We start from the raw sequence: 21169 nt of genomic DNA on the forward strand, positions 1-21169 counted from the left end.
AGGAGCCCTCGCCCGACGCCCCCGGCGAGAACAACGCCCCTAGCGACCGTTGATGGCCGACTCCAGCAGCGTGCGCACGATCTCGCGCACCTCATAGCCCTCGGAAATGGCCTTCACCGCTCCCCCGTCCACGAGCGCCACGACAACCGAAGGGGTGAGCCCCACACCGGCGTCAACGAGGATGCGGTTCACGGCGGCATCCAGGGCCTCGCGCCCCTTACGGTAGGCCTCGGTGACCACCGGAGCCTCGGAAGCGGCGATCAACTGGGCGTAGTGAGCCGGCATGGACACACTGTCGTCGGGCAGGCACGCCTCCAGCAGCAGGTCGACCACCCGACGGCGGCATTCCTCGCCTTCCAGGCCGTCAGCCACCTGGGCCACCTTCTCGGCCCGGGCGATCCACAGCTCGATGTTGTAGCAGCCCGCCTCGTACAAGAGGTCGGTCACAGAATCGAAGTAGTAGCCTACCGAAGACGAGGCGGCACCGGCCCATTCGGCGACCTTGCGGTAGGTCACCGCCTCCGGGCCGCGCTCGCGCAGCAGAGCCGCTGCAGCCAGCACCAGCGACGTGCGGGTGATTTGGGCCTTCAGGGACTTGGGTTTGGCCAATGGTTTGGTCATGGCAGTCTCTTTTCAAGTGATTGGCGTTTGTGCGACTTTAACAGAAATGCACTACGATTGTAAGCCCTGATAGAGCTTATTTTTCGCAAAACCTGAAGCAAACTCCCATATCGGAGTTGGTTGTGCAGCCGAACAAGAAGAGGGGACCCTGTTGGCACCATGTCCACCCCGGCCGCCTTTGGGACGAGGGAATTCCCGGACAATCCCGTTCGGGCCCGCAGCCGACAACCCCCATCCTGAAACCCGAGAGCACCCCCTCGCCGCACTGCCCGGGCGAACGCCCAAAGAAAATGCGCCCGAGCGGCCCTCCCCAACCGCCCGGGCGCACGAAGCCGACGACGCGGCGTTCCGCGCAACTTCCCCTGTCGCGCAGCGCCTCTTACTCGATGTCCGTCAGCTTCTTCTTGGAGTTGTCGTGGGTCATGCACATGGCAACAAGCGCCACCACGGAGATGACCACCATGTACCACGCCGGCGCGATGGGATTGCCCGTCGCCTGAATCAACGCGATGGAGATAAACGATGCCGAGCCGCCGAAGATGGCGTTGGCGAAGTTGAAGCTCAGCGCGAAGCCGGAATAGCGCACCTCGGTGGGGAACGTCTCGGACAGATAGCTCGAGAGCGTACCGTCGTTGATAGTGAGCAAAAGGCACATGAACAGCTCGGCGATCAGGATGATCGCGAAGTTCATCGTGTTCAGTAGATAGAATGCCGGCACCGTGAAGATCACGAAGCCCACCGACGCGATGATGAGCATCTTCTTGCGGCCGAAGTGGTCGGAGATCTTGCCGGAAAAGAAGATGAACGCCACGTAGGCCACCAGGCAGATGGTGGTGATGAGCGACGAGGCACCGGCATCGTAGCCCACGGTGTCCTGCAGGTAGTTCGGCAGGTAGGTGAGCACAGCGTAGAAGCCCACGGCGTTCAGCATGCAGGCGCCGAACGAGATGATAAGCGGCCGCAGGTACTTGGTCAGCAGCAGCTTGATGGGCTGGTCGTCGGACTCGCCCTTGGCCTCCAGCTTGTCCTGCATCTCCTGATACACCGGCGAGTCGGACACGCGGGTGCGGATGTAGTGCGTGATGATGCCGAGCGGACCGGCCAGAAGGAACGGGATACGCCAGCCCCACTCGGTCACGAAGGCCGAATCATGGCCGAAGTTCACGAACATGAGCGTGGCCAAGGTGGAGCCTACGAGCAGGCCCACAGCCGTAGAGGCGGGCACGAGCGAGCAGTACAGGCCGCGGTGGTTGGCCGGGGCGTACTCGGCCAGAAACGTAGCGGCGCCGGCGTACTCGCCGGAAGCGGAGAAGGACTGCACCATGCGCAGGGCAAGCAGCAGCACGGGGGCCAGAATGCCCACCGCCTCGTAGGTTGGCAAAAGGCCGATGACGAAGGTGGCGGCCGACATCATGAGAATGGAGGTGGCCAGGGCCCACTTACGACCCTTCTTATCGCCCATGTGGCCCCAGAAGAACGCGCCCACCGGACGCATGAGGAACGACAGCGCAAACACGCCGAAGGTCTCCAGCAGGGCCACCGTCGGGTCGCCCGGCGGCATCAGCACCAGCGCGATAACTGTCGCGAAGTACGAGTAGCTCGCATAGTCGAACCACTCGATGAAGTTGCCGAGGAAGGAAGATACCGCCACACGGCGCAGCGTCGCGTGCTCGTCTTCCTCGCTGTGGATCGCAGTCACTGTGTCACTAGATGCCATGGAAATCACCCAGATCCTTCCCAAACCCCTTTTTGCTTTGCGTGGTTCTCACGAGAACCATCCCCTTTCAGACAGAGAGGTCCGCACCTCTGCTCTCACAGATATGCGGACCTCCATTTCCTTGTGCTCGCTTGCACTCCTCCTGTTAGGAGTCTCTATAGTGCCAGCCAGCACCTTTACACGTTTTGAAAAGCCGTGAATCGCTTTGGTTCATCCGCGGGCTTGCGGGCAGATCAGCGAAAACCCCAGCCTTACGGCAGATCCTGGGTCTCCACTTCGGCCTGGTTCTCGGCCTGAACGCTCTCGAGCGTCTTCTGGTCGACCGAGCCGGTGCCCTTGCGAGCGAGCATGGCCTTCACCGTGGGGAAGGCGCCGCCGCCGCAGATGAGCAGCACGCCAAGCCAGCTGTTGATGGTCATCGGCTCCGCGAAGATCACGATGCCGATGAAGATGGCCACGGGCACCTCCCAGTAGGCGATGGTGCCGTAGTCCATAGCCGGCAGGTTGCGGCCAGCCACGAGCAGGGTGCCCAGGGCGATGGGGCCGCAGATGATCCACAGGAGCACCGCACCAATCCAGTTGAAGGTGGTGAAGTGGACGGACAGCGCCCAGTTCTCCATGCCGGGCTGGCTGCCCAGCGAGTTCAGGATGATGGTGATAATGCCCGCGCCCAGCACGGCGAAGATGAAGTTCCACACGCCGCGGGCGGTGGTGTCGGCATCCTTGCGGTAGCCGTTGAAGAACATGGACAGGCCGTAGAACAGACCGGACAGAAGACCGAAGGCGTCGCCCACGCCCTTCTGCGGGAACTCGGGCGTGGAGGTCTCGAGGTTGAAGTCGAGGCCGAATGCCTGGCCGCCCACGCCGAAGCCGAGCAGGCCCTCGCCGAACAGCATGCCGATGAACACGATCAGCAGGCAGATCCACTGCAGGCCGCTCATGGGCTCCTTGCGGAAGATACGGGCGCACAGCACGCAGATCACCGGACCGGTGTAGATGAACATAACGGCATTGGCCACGGTGGTCAGCAGCGTGGACGTCACGTAGCAGGCCAGCGACATGCCGATCATCAGACCACCGAGCGCGATGGCGGGGGTGAGCTTCAGTTCCTTGAACGTCTGCACCTTCTTGGTGGCAAACAGCAAGATAACGAAGAACAGCACGCCCATGCCCATGCGGCCGCAGGCCATAAGGGCGCCGATGGAGTCACCGGCAGCAAGACCCTCGGTTCCGTCGAACATGTTGACGCGCGTGGCCCAACGCGAGAACAGCGGCACCAAGCCCATGCCCGTCGCCGAGATGAGCATGAAGATGAGGCCCTTGGCATAGTTCATCTGGAAGCCGTTGCCCTCGCCTTGAGGAGCGATTTTATCCTGAGCCATACTTCCCTCCTTTTTCTTTCCCTCTGAGGTGAATGAGAATGTAGGTCGTGGCGCCGACGCATGATCGGCACCACCTTTTCGTGCCCCGATTGCCCTTAACGAGGTACGAAAAAAGGGGAACAGGCCGCGCACGGTGCGTTGAAACCTGTTCCCCTTTCTTTCTAGGTCTCCGTCAGGCAGCTGCCCTCAGCTGTCCCGATCGGAAGGCTTCTCTCAGGCCGCTGCCCTCAGCGGCTGAGAGTTGGCAAAGGTCGTGCTTACTTCCACATCTCGGGGCGCACGAGGGTGGGATCCTCGACGCGGTTCGGGAAGTAGTCGAGGCACTCGCCCTCGCGGTAGACGTCGGCGGTGGAGCAGTGCAGGCCGCCGCCGAACGGGTAGGCGTCGCGCAGGTCGCAGGGGATGACGTTCATGCCCAGCTTGTCCATCTGCTCCTGCTGGTGCACCTCGGAGGCCTCCACGATGACGGTCTTCGGGTCGAGGACCAGGCAGTTCATGGACAGCCACACGGAGGAGTAGCACAGCGCCGGCGGCTCGGTGTGGGCCGGGTCGGCGGCCTCGACGATCTGCCAGTCGTTGGCCTCGAAGATGGCGCGCTGCGGCTCGGGCAGCGGGCGGTGCGGGTTGTTGATGATCAGGCCCGGGCGCAGCGGCACGAAGGTCGCGTCGATGTGGATCGGGTAGGGGTCGCCCGGGAAGTTCACGGCGTGCACGCGGAACTCGGGGTAGTAGCGCTGGAACCAGTCCATGGCGGCGCGGTTGGTGGTCAGGCCGTGCTGGATGAACAGGTCCTTGCCCATGCGCATCACGTCGGCGGCGTCCCACATGGGCTCAACCTCGGTGGTCACGAAGTCCTTGGCGGCGGTGCGCTCGAGGCGCTCCTCCAGGGTGATCTTCTCGTCGTAGTAGTTGTGCTTGTAGGACTTGTCGGTCAGGCGCGGGCGGGGGGCCTGGGTCCACTTGAAGTCGGGGTCCTGCTCGAAGTACATCTCCATGAGGGGCCAGTAGGCCAGGTACTCGAAGTAGCGGCAGCGGAAGGAGTTGGCGGCGGCCATGATCTCGTTGCCGATGGTCAGCAGGATGTCGCGCGGGGGCATGCAGGTCATCATGGAGTCGTTGCGGAAGTCCGGGGTGCCGATGGCCTGGTTCCACTGCAGCGGGGTCGGGCGGTCGACGACGACGCCGCGGTCCTCGAGGATCTTCACGAGGTTCTCGAGGCACTCGTTGCCGCGCTCGACGGTCTCGAGCGGGCGCAGGCCCCACATGCCGCGCATCTCGGAGTCAACGGGCACCTTCTCGGAGGTGGCGGGCTCCTCCGGCGGGATGACGGAGTTGTCGCAGCGGCCGACGATGACGCGCTTCAGCGGGTCCCAGTCGTTCCAAGAGCTGACGATCTTTGCCATGGTTCATTCCTTTCTTGAGCATGCCTTAACCATGCTCGCGACGATGAGGAATAGGATGAATCGGCAAAGCCAGAAAAGTGATCGGACTGTCTTTGCCGATGCCGTTAATATAGCACCATTTTTGTTCACCTGCAACAAAAAACTTCCCAGTTTGGGAGATATTTTTTTGTTGACTCGTTGTGCATACGAATAAAGCGAGAGAGCGCGTTTTCCACCCTCGCGGAAAACGCGCTCTCTTTCGCTCTTATGGTGGGTCGCGCCGAGGGAGCGACCCTATGGGAGGAGACGGCGAAACGCGGGGAGACGCCGTCTCCGTACAGCTTTAGTCGGCGACGATGACGGTGCCGGTCTCGCCGCGCAGGCCGGCGGCCGCGCACTCCAGCGAGGTGATGAGCGCCTTGCCCTCGGGGAACTTCTCCACGTACTCGATGCAGGCCTCCACCTTCGGCAGCATGCTCCCGGGGGCGAACTGGCCCTGCTCGATGTACTCGCGGGCCTGGCTCACGGTCATCTCGGAGATCTGCTCCTGCTCGGGGGTGTTGAAGTTGACGCACACCTTCTCCACGGCGGTGAGGATCACCAGCATGTCGGCGCCCAGCTCGGAGGCCATGAGCGCGCTGGAGCGGTCCTTGTCGATGACGGCCGGGGTGCCCACGTAGCCGCCCTCGGTCTCGAACACCGGCACCCCGCCGCCGCCGGTGGACACGACGATGTAGCCGCCGTCCACGAGGTCCTTCACGGCGTCGAACTCGACGATGCGCCTGGGGATGGGGGAGGCCACCACCTGGCGCCAGCCGCGGCCGGCGTCCTCCTTCACGGTGATGCCCATGGCCTCGGCCTTGGCCTTGGCGGTCTCCTCGTCCATGAACGCGCCCACGGGCTTGGTGGGGTTCTGGAACGCCGGGTCGTCGGCGTCCACCACGGTCTGGGTCACGATGCAGGCCGTGGAGCGGGGGATCCCGCGGGACTTCACGTCGTTCAGGATGGCCTGGGACAGCTGGTAGCCGATATAGCCCTGGCTCATGGCGCCGGCCTCGGGGAAGGGCATGTCCGGGGTCTTGTCGTCGTGGGCCGCGGCGTAGGCGAACGCGTTGTTGATCATGCCGACCTGGGGGCCGTTGCCGTGGGACACGACGACGTTGGTGCCCTCCTCGATCATGTCGACGATGTGCTTGGCGGTGTTCTGCACCAGCTCCAGCTGCTCCTGGGGCGTGTTGCCGAGGGCGTTGCCGCCCAGGGCGATGACGACGGTCTTGCCGTTGCCCTTTTCGTAAGCCATTTACTTCACCTCAATCGTTTCGATGAACCGCGTGCCAGCCATAGGTTGCATGTAAGTGAGGCGAGACAGCGGTTACAAGATACATGGAACATGCAACGGATTCGATTCTACGGTGACACCACTTCGGGCATCGTCCCGTATGACGTCCGTTGGCAAACAGTAAGGAAGGGAACGGACCGCACAGGCCCGTTCCCCGCTTAAGCGATTTAGCCGCAGAGGGTGGCGTACATGACCGCCTTGATGGTGTGCATGCGGTTCTCGGCCTCGTCGAAGACCTTGGAGGCCTTGGACTCGAACACCTCGTCCTCCACTTCCATCTCGGTGACGCCGAAGCGCTCGGCGATGTCGGCACCGATGGTGGTGTTGGTGTCGTGGAAGGCCGGCAGGCAGTGCAGGAAGATGGCCTCGGGGTCAGCCATGGCCATGACCTCCTTGGTCACGCGGAACTTCTCGAGGTGCTTGATGCGCTCGGCCCACACCTCGTCGGGCTCGCCCATGGACACCCACACGTCGGTGTAGATGACATGAGCACCGGTGCAAGCCTCGGCCACGTCGTCGGTGCACTTCACGGTGCAGCCGTTCTCAGCGGCGATGGCGGTGCAGGTCTCGACGAGCTCGGCGTCGGGCATGTTCTCCTTCGGGCCGCAGGCCACGAAGTTCATGCCCAGCTTGGAGCACACGACCATCAGCGAGCGGGCCACGTTGTTGGCGGCGTCGCCCATGAACACCAGGGTCTTGCCCTTGATGTCGTAGTTGAAGTTCTCCTGCACGGTCAGGATGTCGGCGAGCATCTGGGTGGGATGCCACTCGGTGGTCAGGCCGTTCCACACCGGCACGCCGGCGTTGGCGGCCAGATCCTCAACGTCGGTCTGGGCGAAGCCGCGGAACTCGATGCCGTCGTAGAAGCGGCCGAGCACGCGGGCGGTGTCCTCGATGGACTCCTTCTTGCCCATCTGGGAGGAGCCGGGATCCAGGTAGGTCACGCCCATGCCGAGGTCCATGGCGCCCACCTCGAAGGCGCAGCGGGTGCGCGTGGAGGTCTTCTGGAACAGGAGAACGATGTTCTTGCCCTCCAGGTAGCGGTGCGGGGTGCCGGTGCGCTTGAGGTCCTTGAAGTTCTTGGAGAGCTTCAGCAGGTAGTCGATCTCCTCGGTGGAGAAGTCCAGGAGGCGCAGGAACGGGCGACCGCTGAGATTGATAGGCATGTTGTTTCCTTTCCCGAGAAAAGAGTGAAAGTTATATCGCGCGGGCCCCCTGGGAACCAGGGGAACCCACGCGTCTTTTTCGGCCCAGCGCTGGCTGGCTAGACTGGGCCGGAAAAGCCGTTACAGGATGCGCCCGAGGGCGCGGGTGCACCGGACGCTGGCGCCGGGGCGGGGTGCGCGGCTGTGCGCTAAGCCTACAGGGCCTCGCGCCAGGCCGGCATGGACATGCAGCGCGGGCCGCCGCGGCCGCGGGAGAGCTCGGCAGAGGGCATCTCCAGGCAGTTGATGCCGTTCTTGTACAGCACGTCGTTGGTGACGTTGTTGCGCTGGTACACGACCACGGTGCCGGGGCGGACGCACAGGGTGTTGGAGCCGTCGTTCCACTGCTCGCGCTCCGCGGCGATGCGGTCGCCGCCGCCGCAGGGGATCAGCTGCACGGGCTGGCCGACGTACTCGGAGAGCACCTTCTCCAGTTCCTCATCGCGCTCGCGGATCTTGGTGCCGCCCTTGCCGTCGGGGGTGATCTCGAAGACGGTCAAAGGTCCCATGATGCCGGGGTGGATGGTGAACTTGTCGTAGTCGATCTGGGTGAACACCGTGTCCAGATGCATCATGGCGCGGTTGTTCGGAATGTTGAACGCCAGAATGGTGTCGATGGAGGAGGTCTCATCGTTGAACACGTTGTGGGCGATGGCGTCGATGGCATCGGGCTCGGTGCGCTGGGAGATGCCGATGGCCAGCACGTGCTCGTTGATGTTCAGGATGTCGCCGCCCTCGATGTGGAAGGTGTCGTTGCGATCGTAGTAGGTAGGGGTGCCGGCGAAGTCCGGGTGATAGCGGAAGATGTAGTCGCCGTAGATGGTCTCGCGGTTGCGGGTGTGGGCGTACATGCGGTTGATGGACACGCCGTTGCCGATCATCGCGAACGGGTCGCGGGTGAAGTACAGGTTCGGCATGGGAGCGCACACGAGCTTGCAGCGGTCGGACACCATGTCCACCAAGAGGTGGGTGTCAGAACCGGGCAGCTCCTGAAGGTTGATGCCCGCCATGGTCTTCATGACCATGTCCTTGGTGCCGGCGTACTCGGCGTTGATGTAATCCTTGATGATGTTCTTGTAGATATCGGTGCGAATGCCGGCCTCGAAGATCCACTGGTCGAGGAACTGCTCGCGCAGCTCGGGGTTCGCGTCGATAACCTCGGTCATAAGGTCCTCGAGGTACACGACCTCGGTGCCCTCGCCGCGCAGGATGTCGGCGAACGCGTCGTGCTCGGCCTGAGCAACTTCCAAGAACGGGATATCGTCGAACAGCAACTCCTCCAGCGTGTTCGGAGTGAGGTTGAGCAGCTCGTCGCCGGGACGGTGCAAGATGACCTTCTTGAGGTTGCCGATCTCGCTCTTGACGTTTACTCCTTGCATGTGACTCTCCAATCCGGCGCGTTGCTGCGCACCATCATAGTTGAGAAGCTGACGGCCTTGAGCCTCAGCCCATCGCGGTCAGCGCGACGGCGCATCCAATGTCTCAGAAACGTCGCCAAAGGGAAGAGGTAAAGTAGGATTAGATGAGGGTATAACTCGTGTTTACAGCCCCCGATGAATCCCTACACCTCGAATAAACGCCCCTTAGAACACTCCCCTGCCCCAGGTCAAGCAAAGCAACCCGAAGCAGATAGATCGGATGACAACCTTGCGCATCGACGATCCCCCGCAGCTCCCCTAGTCTTCTCGGCCGCAGTCGGATTTATCGACGGGTTCAAAGTAACACCATTTTTGTTCACATGCAATAAAAAAATCCCAATCACTTACTTATTCAATCAAATTCTACGAATGGAGCATATTTCCATCCGGCAATGGGGCGTTTGGAAGATATGCCAGGTGAGCGGCACAGGCTGATTAACATTTCTCCAGGTCAAGACCGATCTTCCATAGATATAATAGAAATATGGTCATGTTTATTGACAGGGAGGCATTTTGTGAGAATGCATTATCTCGCCCTTCCTGTCTTGCTGCGGTCTTTTTCTTTTCCCAGCCCACAACGAAAAAAGTCGTAGTGCACGTGAACAATTTCGCGCGAGGGCGTATACTTCGTGCCGTAAGCCAGCGCGAGAACAGGAGCGTGAACCATGGACATTCCGTGCCAACCCGTCGACGCGGCCATCGAGAACCCCGCGACGGCGGCCGACTGCATATACGTGAGTAGCGCCGTGTTCACAGGCAGCGAAGAAGCCCCCGCCCGCAAGGCCGTAGCCGTGCGCGGCGACCGCATCTGCTGGGTGGGCGATCCCGAAGCGCTGCCGGCGGGGCTGCGCGGCGAGGAAACGCCCGTGGAAGATTGGGGCGACGCGCTGATCATGGCCGGTTTCCACGATGCGCACATGCACGTCTTCCATTCCGCCCTGTACCTCTCCCCTTTGGCCGAGCGCTTCGTAGGCGACAGCGAGGCCGATGCCGTGGCCCGGTTGGCACCCCTGGCGGCCCGGCGCCCCGCCGGCTCGTGGCTGCTCACCCAGGGCTGGCGCGATTACCTGTGGAGCCCGCCCGTCATGCCGAGCCGCGCCTCCCTGGACGCCGTCTATCCGGACCGGCCCGTGGCCATGTACTCGGGCGATGCCCACACCCTGTGGCTGAACAGCTGCGCCTTGGAGCGGCTGGGCATATCCGAACAGAGTGAGCCGCCGGCAGGCGGTTCCTACGACCGCGATGGCGAGGGACGGCTCACGGGCATCGTGCGCGAGGCGGCGGCCATGGCGCTCATGCCCCGCATCGTGGCGGAGTTCACGCAGGAGGAGCTGCTGGATGCCTACCGCTCCTTCGAGGCCTACTGCAATGAGCACGGCATTACCGGGGTGTGCGATGTGTCGCTCATGGCCATGCCCGGGCTCGACTTCGTGCGCGACGACCTCTTCGCCGCCCTGGAAGAGGCCGGCGAGCTCACCCTGCGCGTGTCCATGTTCCCCACCCTGCTGGAAGACCGCGGGCGTCTGGCGGCCCTGCGGGAAACCCACACCGGTCCCTTGCTGTCGGCTCGGGGCTTCAAGCAGTTCTTCGACGGGGTGTCCAGCCAGCACACTGCCTGGGTGCACGACCCCTACAGCAACGCCCGCTTCGAGGGCGATTGCGGGCGCCCCACCGTGGATGCCGCGATCATGGAGGGTCTGGTGGCGCCGGCGGCAGCCGAGGGGGCGCCCGTGCGCATCCACGCCATCGGCGACGAGGCCATCCACCGCTGCATCGACATCTTCGAGCGACACCCTGTGGCCGACGACGGAAGCGATGGGGTGCCGCCCCGCCACAGCATCGAGCATTTGGAGAACTTCCAACCCGCAGACATTGCCCGACTGGCCGCGGCCGGCATCGTGGCCAGCGTGCAGCCCCGCCACATCACCCTGGATCCGGGCGGCCCCGAGCGCGATTTGGGACCTGCGCGCGTACCCTACATGTGGCCTTTCCGCAGCCTGCTGGACGCCGGAGCCGTGCTGGCCTTCGGCACCGACTCCCCTGTTACCGACATCGACCCCATCGCCGCGGTGTACACCGCTGTCACCCGCCGCGACGCCGACAGCCGCGAGCCTGAGGGCGGCTGGCTGCCCGCTGAGCGCATCACGCTCGCGGAGGCACTGCGGGCCTACACGGCCGGCAGCGCCCTGGCGGCTCAACGGGCCGACGAGGTGGGCCTGCTGGCCCCCGGCCTGTTCGCCGATATGGTGGTGCTGGACCCCAACCCCTTCGCCCTGGCCCCCGAGGACATCCAAAAGTCCCGGGTGCAAGCCACCTACGTGGGCGGCCGCAAGGTGTACGAAGCCTAGCCCTCCAGGGCCTTGGACATCTGCCAGAGACCTTCCATTTCCTCCATGGAAAGATCCTCCACGCGGCGGCCCTGGCCGGCGGCGGCTCCCTCCATAAAGGCCCAACGAGCGCGGAACTTGCCGCACGTGGCCCGCAGGGCCTCCTCGGCCTGCACGCCCATCTTGCGGGCCACGTTCACGAGGCTGAACAGCACATCGCCCATCTCCAGCTCCACGGCGGCCAGGGCCTGCGGATCGGCGCCACCGTCTACTTTGCCGTTGGCAGACTTAGGAGCGGCAGTGTAGGCGGCCTTCAGCTCCGCTACCTCCTCGTCCACCTTGGCCCACACATCGTCAACCGTTTCCCACTCGAAGCCGGCCGAGGCCGCCTTGCGCGAGATCTTCTGGGCCTGCTTCAGGGCCGGGAAGCTTTTCGGCACGCCGTCGAGCAAGCTCGCAGGCGCTGCCCCGGCAGCATCGGCGGCCTCCCTCTCGGCCATCTTGATCTGATCCCACACATCCAGCACCTCATTGGCGTCGCCGGCCTCCATCTCGCCGAAGACGTGGGGGTGGCGCCGCACGATCTTCTCGTTCACCACCCGGCACACATCATCAATGGTGAACTCCCCCGCATCGGCGGCGATCTGCGATTGCAGCACCACTTGCAGAAGCACGTCGCCAAGCTCCTCCAGCATGTGCGAGCCGTCGTCGGCCTCGATGGCGTCCACGGCCTCGTAGGCCTCCTCCACCATGTTGCCGGCAATGCTCCTGTGGGTCTGCTCCCGATCCCACGGGCAGCCGTCGGGCGCCCGCAGCGCCTCAATGGTGGCGACGAACTCATCAAAGGCGGGGTGCGGCACAGCTTCCACCTCGGCAACGCGTTTCTCGGTCATGGGGTATCCTTTCCGGAGAGGTTCTCGCGCCATTATAACGCGACGCTGTGGCGCAGCGCGGCAACGAAGCACGCTGCCCAACGGGTCGTTCTTCCTGAAAATTGTGGCCTTACGGTGTAAATCGAAGCCGATTCGTCACCAAATCCCCATTTCGGGGCCGCAAAAGGGCGCAAAATAGGAAGAAACGACGGCTTTACCGAGAAAAGGGGTGCACAAGCGGGCCTTTTCCTTTATTATCGTCTCTGCTAAAAGCGAGGAACGCTGATGTTGCCCCTGCAATGTCAGCGTTCCTCGAGTGAATGGCCTGGTAATCCTACCGGGACACGAGAAGAAAGAGAAGTGATATGCCCGCACCTACCATGACCCCTGAGCAGCGCGCCGCCGCCCTCGAGAAGGCCCGCATCGTCCGCGCCAAGCGCTCCGAGATCACCAACAAGCTCTCGATGGGTCTCACCACCCCCGCCGAGGTTCTCGACCAGATCGACGACCCGGTCATCGGCCGCATGAAGGTGAAGGCCTTCGTGAACGCCCTGCCCGGCTTCGGCAAGGTGAAGACCGAGAAGCTCATGGAGGAGCTGGGTATTCCGGCCGAGCGCCGTCTGCAGGGTCTGGGCTCCAACCAGATGAGCGCCCTGAAGGCCGCTCTCGCCTAACCTTTCGCCAAAGGCAAGCTTTCCCGTGCCCGTCTATAATGGACGGGCACTTTTGTTTTCCGGAAGGAGCCGGGATGCCCCTCATATACGTAGACACCCTCGACGATGCGCGGCTCGATGTCTTCGCGCGGCTGACCGAGGCGCAGCTGCGCTGCAAGCTGGAACCGGAGCGGGCGGTGTTCATCGCCGAATCGGAGAAGGTGATCGAGCGGGCCTTTGCTGGTAGCATGGAACCTATCTCGCTGCTTATGGAGGAGAAGTGGCTCCCCGCCATGGCCCCGCTCATCGCGCAGATGGAAGAACGCCGCCGCGCAACAGCGTATGCACCCGCCCGCCCGGCCACTAGCGCGCTTGCCTCGCAAAGCGCGGCCGGGACATCCCTCGCGCACCTGCTCGACGACCCCGATAGCCTGCCGGTGTTCATAGCGCCCCGCGAGGAACTCGCGCGCCTCACGGGCTTCGAGCTGACCCGCGGAGCCTTGGGCGCCTTCCGTCGCCCGACGCTGCCCACCGTGGCCGAGGCCGTGGGCGAAGGGCGCTTGGTGGCGGTGCTGGAGGATGTGACGAACCACACCAACGTGGGGGCCATCTTCCGCAGCGCCGCGGCCATGGGGGTCGATGCCGTGCTCGCGAGCCCCGCCTGTTACGATCCGCTGTACCGCCGGGCCGTGCGCGTGTCCATGGGCACGGTGTTCCAGGTGCCGTGGACGCGCATCGGCGAGCTGGATGTGCCCAACCGCCCCGGCGAGGGCACCTGGAGCGCCGAGGGGATCGATCAGCTGCACGAACTGGGCTTCACCTGCGCTGCCATGGCCCTGTCCGATGATTCGATCACCCCCGATGAGCTTGCGGGGCTGCTGACCGAGCGAGAAGCGGCTACGGGCGCGCCCGCGAAGCTGGCGCTCTTGTTCGGCACCGAGGGCGAGGGGCTCGCCCCGGCCACTATCGACCGTTGCGACCATACCGTGCGCATCCCCATGGCCCACGGCGTGGATTCCCTGAACGTGGCGGCATCGAGCGCTGTGGCCTTCTACGCCTTCCGTCATTTGAGCCAGCTGGGGAGGTAGCCCGTGAACGAGCCCCGCCCCTCTCGCTCCGCTACCTCCGCGCAAGGCGATACAGCCACCCGAGACAGCGCGGACAAGCCGCCCCGACGGAAACCCCCAACCTCCATGGTCGTCGCCACATGGGCCGTGCGCGCGTGCTTTGCCTTCGTGTTCGCCGTGAACGTGCAGTGCGCCCTGGGATTCGCCCTGACACCCGAGGCCTACCTGGGCGCCTACGAGCTGGCCGGCGCGCCGGGACGCGTAGCCGCCCAGGGCATCGGCGTGGCCTTCCTCATGTGGAACTGCACCTACCCGCTGGTCATTTGGAAGCCACAACGGCATACTACACTCGCAGGCGTGGTACTGGCCCAGCAAGTCGTCGGGCTTATCGGCGAGTCCGCTATCCGCGCCACCCTACCCGCCGGTCACGATTTGCTCGCCAGCAGCATCAACCTGTTCATCGCCTTCGATGCCGCGGGGCTTCTGCTCATGGGCATCTCGCTTGCCGTGTTTCTCTTCACAAGGAATTTGTGCAGCAAACGCCGCGAGATAGACTCCTGAGTTGAGCCGCAGGCATGTTTCTGCGCAGCCATATCCAACCCTGCCCCTTCTGAACAGGCGTTTCTTGAATAGCCGTTGAAATCATCGCGCCGCATGAGCCGCCTGACATCTATTTCGCGGAGTTTACTGCACAGAATCAGCTCTTTCAGACGCAAAGGAGCCGCACCGACGCGGGGCAGCGAAGAAAGACACCGCAGGGGAGGCGAAGCGCAGGGAAAGGACCGGAAGCACAAAAAAGGGCGGCGGAGGCGGAAGCGCAAAAAGGGAGGCGGAGGCCGAGGAGCAGGGGCCGAGGCGCAAAAGAGGAGTGGCCCGCCTAACGAAAAGGGGCCGCGTCGCGGCCCCTTCGAGAGAATTCCCCGTACTCGTCGGCGTCTGTCGGCCACGCCTACTTCATCAGCTCGGCGACTGCCTGGGCGAAGGCGAGCGGGTTTTCGGGCATGATGCCCTCCACGAGCAGGGCCTGGTCGAACAGCAGACCCGCGTAGGTGCGCACCTTGCCGTCGTCGCCGGCCTCGTGGGCCGCCTGCAGGGTGGCGAACACCGGGTGCTTGGCGTTCACTTCCAGCACCAGGTGCAAATCGGGCAGGTCGTCGGCACCGGGCTGGCTCTTGAGCACCTGCACCATGGCCAGCGACACCCCGCCCTCGCTGGTGACCACAGCCGGGGCATCGGTGAGCCGGGTTGACACCACGACGCGCTCCACCTTGCCCTGCAGGGCCTCGCCCATGGCCGCGAACAGCTCGGCGTTGCTCTCGGTGGCCTCTTCGGCCTCCTTCTTCTCCTCCTCGGTGGTAAGCCCCAAATCCTCGGCACCTACGTTCTTGATGAAGTAGGGCTGCTTGTTCTCGTCGTCGCCATCCACGGCGTGCTCGCCGTAGGTGCCCATGGCCATCATGCAGAACTCGTCCACGTCGGCATCGCACAGCAGCACGTCGTAGCCCTTGGCAAGCACCGTGGTCACGAGCGGCATGCTTGCCAAGCGCTCGCGGGAATCGCCCGCGGCGTAGAAGATGGCATCAGCCCCGGCCGGCGCGTCGGCCAGGTACTCGTCCAGGGTGATCATCTTCTGCTGCTTGGCGGAATAGAACAGCAGCAGGTCGGCCAGGGCGTCCTTCGCCATGCCGTAGCTCTGGTAGATGCCGAACTTCAGGGTGCGGCCGAACTGCTCGAAGAACTGCTCGTAGGCCTCGCGGTCGTCATCGCGCATCTGCGCCAGGTCGGCCTTGATCTTCTTCTCGAGGCGGCGGGCGATGGCACGCAGCTGGCCGTTGTGCTGCAGCGTTTCGCGGGAGATGTTCAGCGTGAGATCGGAGGAGTCCACCACGCCGCGCACGAAGCCGAAGTAGTCGGGCAGCAGTTCCTCGCACTTGTCCATGATGAGCACGTTGGCCGAATACAGGGCCAGGCCGCGCTGATAGTCCTTCGAGTACATGTCCCACGGCGCGCGGCTCGGCACGAACAGCAGGGCGTCGTAGTTGAGCGAGCCCTCAGCGTGCACCGAAATGGTGCGGGCCGGATCCTCGAAGTCGTGGAAGTCGGTCTTGTAGAACTCGTTGTACTCTTCCTGGCTGACCTCCGACTTGCGGCGCTTCCAGATGGGGATCATGGAGTTGATGGTCTCGATCTCGGTGTAGGTCTCCCACTGGGGCGCGGCGGGCGCCTCGGCGTCGCTCTCGGCGGCCTCGGGCACCTCCACCTTGCGGGTGCGGGTGACCTCCATCTTGATGGGGTAGCGCACATAGTTGCTGTAGCGCTTGATCAACTGCGTCAGGCCATGTTCGGTGGCGAAGGTGCCGAAGGACTCCTCGTCGGTGTCGTCCTTCAGGTACACGATGACGTCGGTGCCATGCTCGGGGCGCTCGGCGATGACCATGTCGTAGCCCTCCACGCCATCGGACTCCCAGGCCCAGGCCTCGTCGGAACCCACGGCGCGGGAGATGACGCGCACCTTCTTGCCCACCATGAAGGCGGAGTAGAAGCCCACGCCGAACTGGCCGATGATGTCCACGTCGGTGAGGTCGTTCAGGCCCTTGGGCTCGCCTTCGCCCTCGGTTGCGGCCTCGGCGGCCTCCTCGGCGCGGGCGGCCTTGAACTCGTAGGAGTCGGAATGGGCGATGGTGCCCAGGTTCTTGTCCATCTCGTCCTTGGTCATGCCGATGCCGTTGTCGGACACGGTCACGGTGCGCGCCTCGGCATCGAAGGCCACGGTAATGGCCAGATCATCGCGGCCCACGGCCACGTCCGGGTCGGTGAGGCTGCGGAAGTACAGCTTGTCCACGGCATCCGAGGCATTGGAGATCAGCTCGCGCAGGAAGATCTCGCGATTGGTGTAGATGGAGTTGATCATGAGGTCGAGCAGCTTCTTGCTCTCAGTCTTGAACTTTCTCATAGGTGAGTCCTTCTTTCCTAGGATCGACAGACCGACGCCTTAGTGTACGTCGCGCGCCGGTGGCGTCTCGCGGTGCAATCGGGCTGAAATATAGTCGTTGACCTGCGGCGACAGAGACGTTGGCAGTCTGCCTTTATGAGTGCTAATAGCACATTGTACGCAGAAGGAAACCTAAGTCAATACCTATCAAGTTTTGTTCAGAAAATGGGATGGCGGGAGCTGGGGGGTAAGGGGCGGCAGCAAACCGGACGATCCTCGTAGGGGCGGGCTTCAGCCCGCCCGATGGGACACGCCGCAGGTCGCGGGCGGGCTGAAGCCCGCCCCTACGGAATCCGCCCCTACGGAATCCGTTCCGGCGCGGTCCGTCCTCAGCACAATCCGTCCCTTATGTGGCTCCATGGAGTTTTTGCAGCAAGCTGCTGTACAAACCCTTCGTCCATCATCTTTTTCGTACATAGCCGAGGACACGAAAAACGACCCGCCAAGGGCGGGTCGTTTGAAGGGGTGAGCTGCGGGAAATAGCGAGGGATGCGCAGTCGCCCTGCGACGGGCGCGGGTCGCCTTACTTCTCCAACAGGTCGATGGCCTCTGCGAGGGAGCGCATGATGTTGCGGCGGGACAAGGCGCCGACGAGCTTGCCGTCCTTCACCACGGGCACCTTCTTGATGCGCTTGGCGGCGAACAGGGTACACACCTCGTCGATGGGAGTGTCGGCCTCCACGGCGACGACGCGGCGGGTGGCCACGGCCATGACATTCAAAGCCAGAAGCTCGCGCAGGCGCGTGACGGCGTTCTCGTCGTCCACGTAGCGGTAGCCGTTCAGCAGCGTGGAGTCCAAAAGCGAGATCTCGGTCTTGCCCAGGTAGCTGGCCACATCGCCATCGGACACGAAGCCCACGAGCGCCCCTTCCCCGTTCACCACGGGCAGACCGCTCGTCTGATTCTCGTCCATGAGGCGAATGACCTCCTCCATGGTGGCGGTGTCCAGCGCGCAGACCGGCTGGCGGTTCATCACATCAGAGGCCACGTAGATGCGCTCGGGGTCGATGGCCTCGTCGCGGGAGGCATCCACGGTCACGCCGTCGAAGCCGGCCGCGTAGTCCACGGGCTCGGGGCCGCCCTGGGCCGCCGTCACCGCCGCCGCGGCCCCCTTGCGGCCATCGCGCACGAAGAACAGGATGACCAGCGCGGCCACGCCCATCAGGATGAAGGTGGTCATGTAGGCCATATGATCGCCCAGGTAGGCCTGCTCGAGCGGCGCAGCCTCGGGCGCCACCGCCGGTGCCAGGGCCGAGATGGACACGAGCACGGCCGTGCCGAGGGAGGCCGCCACCTGATTCAAGGTGTTCGACACGCCCTGGGCGTGCTGGATCACGCTGTTCTCCAGCGAGTTCACGCCCCAGGTATTCAGCGGCGTCATGGTGAACTGGAGGCCCACCACTAGCACGGTATACGTAAGCGTCAAGTTGATGAAGCTGCTGTCGATGCCGAGGCGCGCCAGACCCGAGGCGCCCAGCACGGCCACGATCACGCCGGGGATGACCACGCGGCGCACGCCGTAGCGATCGAACAGCCGGCCCGACACGAGGCCCATGAGCGCGCCGATAAGCGCGCCCGGCAGCATGGCCACGCCGGACATCGTGGCCGAGAACCCGAGCACGCCCTGGATGTAGAGGGGCGTGATCACACCGGTGCCCATGAGCGCGGCCTGCACGATCACGATGATGATCACCGCGATGGCGTACTTGCGCGCCTTCAGGATGCTCACCTGCAGCATGGGCTCGGGCAGCTTCATCTGCCGCACCACGTACAGCACGCACAGCGCCAGACCCGCCACGATCAGGCCCGCGGTCAGCGCCATGTTATCCGTGGATGCGAAGGTGGAAAGGCCGTAGAGCAGGCACACGAGACCCACCGTGGACAGGGCCACCGACAGTTTGTCGAAGGGGGCGCGGGCGAAGTCGCCGTAGTTCTTCAGCACGACCACGGCCAGCACCACCACGATCACCGACAGCACGGTCACGATGGCAAACAGCGCTCGCCAGCCCACCGAGTCCACCAGCAGGCCGGCCACCGACGGGCCCACGGCCGGCGCGAAACCGATGATGAGACCGATGACGCCCATGGCCGTGCCGCGCTTCTCGCGGGGGAACACGAGCAGGATCACCGTGAACACCATGGGCATCGACATGCCCGTGCAAGCCGCCTGCAGCACGCGGCCGAGCAGAAGCACCCAGAAGTTCGGCGCGAGGGTGGCGGCCAGACTGCCCACCGTGAAGATGACGAAGGCCGAGATGAACAGCTGGCGCGTAGAGAAGCGCCCGATCAAGTACGCCGACAGCGGGATGATCACCGCCTCGACGAGGGAATAGCCGCTCGTCAGCCACTGCACCGTGGTGGCATCCACCTGCAAGTCGGCCATAATGGCCGGCAGCGCCGGCGACAGCAGCGTCTGGTTCAGCACCGCCAGCAGCACGCCCACCAGCAGCACGCTCACCATAATCATTTCTTTTCTTCCAACACCCAATGCCATACGCGTCTACCTCTTTCTCAGAACTCTCGCGGTCAAAAAGCGAATGTTCCGAGGCTACAGGTTTTGGGCGACAAATGTAATAGCCTCAATCGGCCAACGGCCGAATTCCCCACAATTCGATCCCGTTGTCCTGTCCCCTACGCGTCCAGCTGGTGCAGCATGTCCAGCAGTTCTTGGCGCTTGTGGATGTCCAGCTTCGTGTAAATGTGCTTGGCGTGGGTGCGCACGGTGTTCTCGCTGATAATGAGGCGCTCGGCGATGGCGGCCATGGAATTGCCGCGGGCAATCAGCTCCATCACCTCGGTCTCGCGCAGAGAAAGACCGTGGGACTGCTGCAGAAGCAGGCACTGCTTCGAGATGCGGTCGCGAATGGCCCCGGCGTCCTCCGATGCCGACGGTCGGTTGCGGCGCCGCTTGGGCGGCACCTCCGCGGCCACCACATCCCCCGCCGCCGCGCGCACCTGGGGCGCCAGCGCCGTGAACTCGATGGGGTTGGCCGTCACTGTGCCCCGCGCCGCCACGGCCCTCAACAGCGTGCCCGTGGCCACCAGCAGGGTGAGCCCCAGCACGTAGCTGGACACCATGGAGATGAGGAACAGCCACTGCGACCCGGCCGGGGCCACCAGCCCGCTCGACCAGCCCAGCAGGAACCCGCCGCTCTGCATGATGTAGGCCACGCCGCCGAAAAAGCCGTAGATGAACACCGGGTTGATGCCGCGGTCCCGGGAGATCTGGGCGCACTGCATCATCATGAGCATCTGCACCAGCGAGAACACCATATAGGTAAAGGCGGCGAATAGGTTCAGATACACCGGCCCCTGAAACGGCAGCAGCAGAAACCCCGTGATCATCACCGGATACACCACGCGAAACACCGAGGTCAGCCCGAAGCGGAAGCTGATGCGGTACCACAGCACCAGCAGCACCGCCGCCGACAGAAGGGCCCCGACCATGGAGGCCCCGTTCACCACGGCGCTGATCTCCTCGTGCAGCAGCGCCACCCCACGGATAACCCCGCTGGCGAAGGCGAGCGAGCCCACGCACAGGGCGCTGCGCCAATAGTCGGCCACCGCCTGGCGGTACACCCGGGGATGCTGGCGCGGCACGTCCTCGAACATGGGCTGGTCGAAGCACATCTCGCGCACCGACAGCGCCACACACAGGCCGCACAGGGGCACGAACACCAGCGGCACCAGAAACGCCGTCAGCGCGATGGGCACCAGATACAGCGCGAAGTAGATGAAGGGCGCGATGGCGGTGCCCACAATAAGGCGGAAGTTGCCCGCCCGCGGCGGCAACGAGGCGAAGTAGCGCTGCCACAGCATAAACATGCCCGCGCACCCGATGCCCAAAAGCACCCCGCCGGCCGCCACCAGCACCAGAGCCGCTGGCGCCACGTACATGGCGGCGATCAGGCATGCCGATCCCAAAAACAGCAGAATGGCCGACAGCGACACCAACATGCGCCGCGCCCCATGGGGAAAGTAATACGACCCCCACATGCTGGCGACGAATGCGCCGCCCAGGGCCACGGCCTGGGCCAGAAAGAAGATCAGCGTCACTTCGATGGTTTGGAACTCCAGGGGCAGAAACGGGAAGATGCCGCCCCACACCGAGGTGGCGTTCACCGTGAGAAAGCACGCGTACCCCCAACTGGATGCGTGCCCTGTGCCCTCCCTGTGCGCCATGGGCCCCATCTT

At 63.9% G+C, this 21169-nt stretch carries 15 protein-coding genes; 4 read left to right on the forward strand and 11 right to left on the reverse strand.

Annotated elements, in window-relative coordinates:
• Nucleotides 1-39: 39 nt before the first annotated feature.
• The 7 genes from AAK988_RS01645 to arcA form a co-directional block, all read right to left on the reverse strand.
• Complete coding sequence (locus AAK988_RS01645) at nucleotides 40-621, reverse strand: TetR/AcrR family transcriptional regulator (protein ID WP_135971394.1); 582 nt, start codon at nucleotides 619-621, stop codon at nucleotides 40-42.
• A 379-nt stretch (nucleotides 622-1000) separates the two neighbouring features.
• Nucleotides 1001-2338, reverse strand: coding sequence for an MFS transporter (locus AAK988_RS01650; RefSeq protein ID WP_369873097.1), 1338 nt, complete (start codon nucleotides 2336-2338; stop codon nucleotides 1001-1003).
• A gap of 251 nt (nucleotides 2339-2589) precedes the next feature.
• Complete coding sequence (locus AAK988_RS01655) at nucleotides 2590-3720, reverse strand: DMT family transporter (RefSeq protein ID WP_135971393.1); 1131 nt, start codon at nucleotides 3718-3720, stop codon at nucleotides 2590-2592.
• Nucleotides 3721-3977: 257 nt separating this feature from the next.
• Complete coding sequence (locus AAK988_RS01660) at nucleotides 3978-5123, reverse strand: serine/threonine protein kinase (RefSeq protein WP_028026562.1); 1146 nt, start codon at nucleotides 5121-5123, stop codon at nucleotides 3978-3980.
• A gap of 322 nt (nucleotides 5124-5445) precedes the next feature.
• Nucleotides 5446-6402: a carbamate kinase gene (arcC, locus tag AAK988_RS01665; RefSeq protein ID WP_135971392.1), complete on the reverse strand. Its 957-nt coding sequence runs from the start codon at nucleotides 6400-6402 to the stop codon at nucleotides 5446-5448.
• A 206-nt stretch (nucleotides 6403-6608) separates the two neighbouring features.
• Nucleotides 6609-7607 (reverse strand): ornithine carbamoyltransferase, encoded by a 999-nt coding sequence (gene argF, locus AAK988_RS01670; protein WP_135971391.1) that lies wholly within the window; start codon nucleotides 7605-7607, stop codon nucleotides 6609-6611.
• A gap of 194 nt (nucleotides 7608-7801) precedes the next feature.
• Nucleotides 7802-9025 (reverse strand): arginine deiminase, encoded by a 1224-nt coding sequence (arcA, locus tag AAK988_RS01675; protein ID WP_151431072.1) that lies wholly within the window; start codon nucleotides 9023-9025, stop codon nucleotides 7802-7804.
• Between the two features lie 704 nt (nucleotides 9026-9729).
• Here arcA and AAK988_RS01680 point away from each other — a divergent pair.
• The gene (locus AAK988_RS01680; RefSeq protein WP_369873096.1) at nucleotides 9730-11412 is read left to right on the forward strand and encodes an amidohydrolase; all 1683 of its coding nucleotides are present in this window, start codon (nucleotides 9730-9732) and stop codon (nucleotides 11410-11412) included.
• On the opposite strand, the gene mazG is transcribed toward AAK988_RS01680, so the two are convergent.
• On the reverse strand, nucleotides 11409-12284 hold the full coding sequence (gene mazG / locus AAK988_RS01685) for a nucleoside triphosphate pyrophosphohydrolase (RefSeq protein ID WP_369873095.1): 876 nt from the start codon (nucleotides 12282-12284) through the stop codon (nucleotides 11409-11411). The two genes, AAK988_RS01680 and mazG, sit on opposite strands and share 4 nt — an antisense overlap.
• Nucleotides 12285-12628: 344 nt before the next feature.
• On the opposite strand from mazG, the gene mihF reads away from it, so the two are divergent.
• The 3 genes from mihF to AAK988_RS01700 all read left to right on the forward strand — a co-directional run bounded on the left by mihF (nucleotide 12629) and on the right by AAK988_RS01700 (nucleotide 14544).
• Nucleotides 12629-12937, forward strand: coding sequence for an integration host factor, actinobacterial type (gene mihF, locus AAK988_RS01690; RefSeq protein WP_135971030.1), 309 nt, complete (start codon nucleotides 12629-12631; stop codon nucleotides 12935-12937).
• Nucleotides 12938-13011: 74 nt separating this feature from the next.
• Complete coding sequence (locus AAK988_RS01695) at nucleotides 13012-14004, forward strand: TrmH family RNA methyltransferase (protein WP_369873094.1); 993 nt, start codon at nucleotides 13012-13014, stop codon at nucleotides 14002-14004.
• A gap of 105 nt (nucleotides 14005-14109) precedes the next feature.
• Nucleotides 14110-14544, forward strand: a complete 435-nt coding sequence (locus AAK988_RS01700; RefSeq protein ID WP_369873093.1) for a hypothetical protein — start codon at nucleotides 14110-14112, stop codon at nucleotides 14542-14544.
• Between the two features lie 388 nt (nucleotides 14545-14932).
• Here AAK988_RS01700 and htpG read toward each other — a convergent pair whose 3' ends face one another.
• From htpG to AAK988_RS01715, 3 genes are all read right to left on the reverse strand, one after another.
• A complete protein-coding gene (gene htpG / locus AAK988_RS01705; protein ID WP_369880300.1) occupies nucleotides 14933-16936 on the reverse strand; it encodes a molecular chaperone HtpG in 2004 nt (667 codons plus the stop codon).
• Between the two features lie 562 nt (nucleotides 16937-17498).
• A complete protein-coding gene (locus AAK988_RS01710; protein WP_369873091.1) occupies nucleotides 17499-19442 on the reverse strand; it encodes an MDR family MFS transporter in 1944 nt (647 codons plus the stop codon).
• Nucleotides 19443-19606: 164 nt separating this feature from the next.
• Nucleotides 19607-21157, reverse strand: coding sequence for a helix-turn-helix transcriptional regulator (locus tag AAK988_RS01715; protein ID WP_369873090.1), 1551 nt, complete (start codon nucleotides 21155-21157; stop codon nucleotides 19607-19609).
• Nucleotides 21158-21169: the final 12 nt, after the last annotated feature.

The sequence above is a fragment of the Adlercreutzia muris genome (genome assembly GCF_041223505.1).
Taxonomy (GTDB): domain Bacteria; phylum Actinomycetota; class Coriobacteriia; order Coriobacteriales; family Eggerthellaceae; genus Adlercreutzia; species Adlercreutzia muris.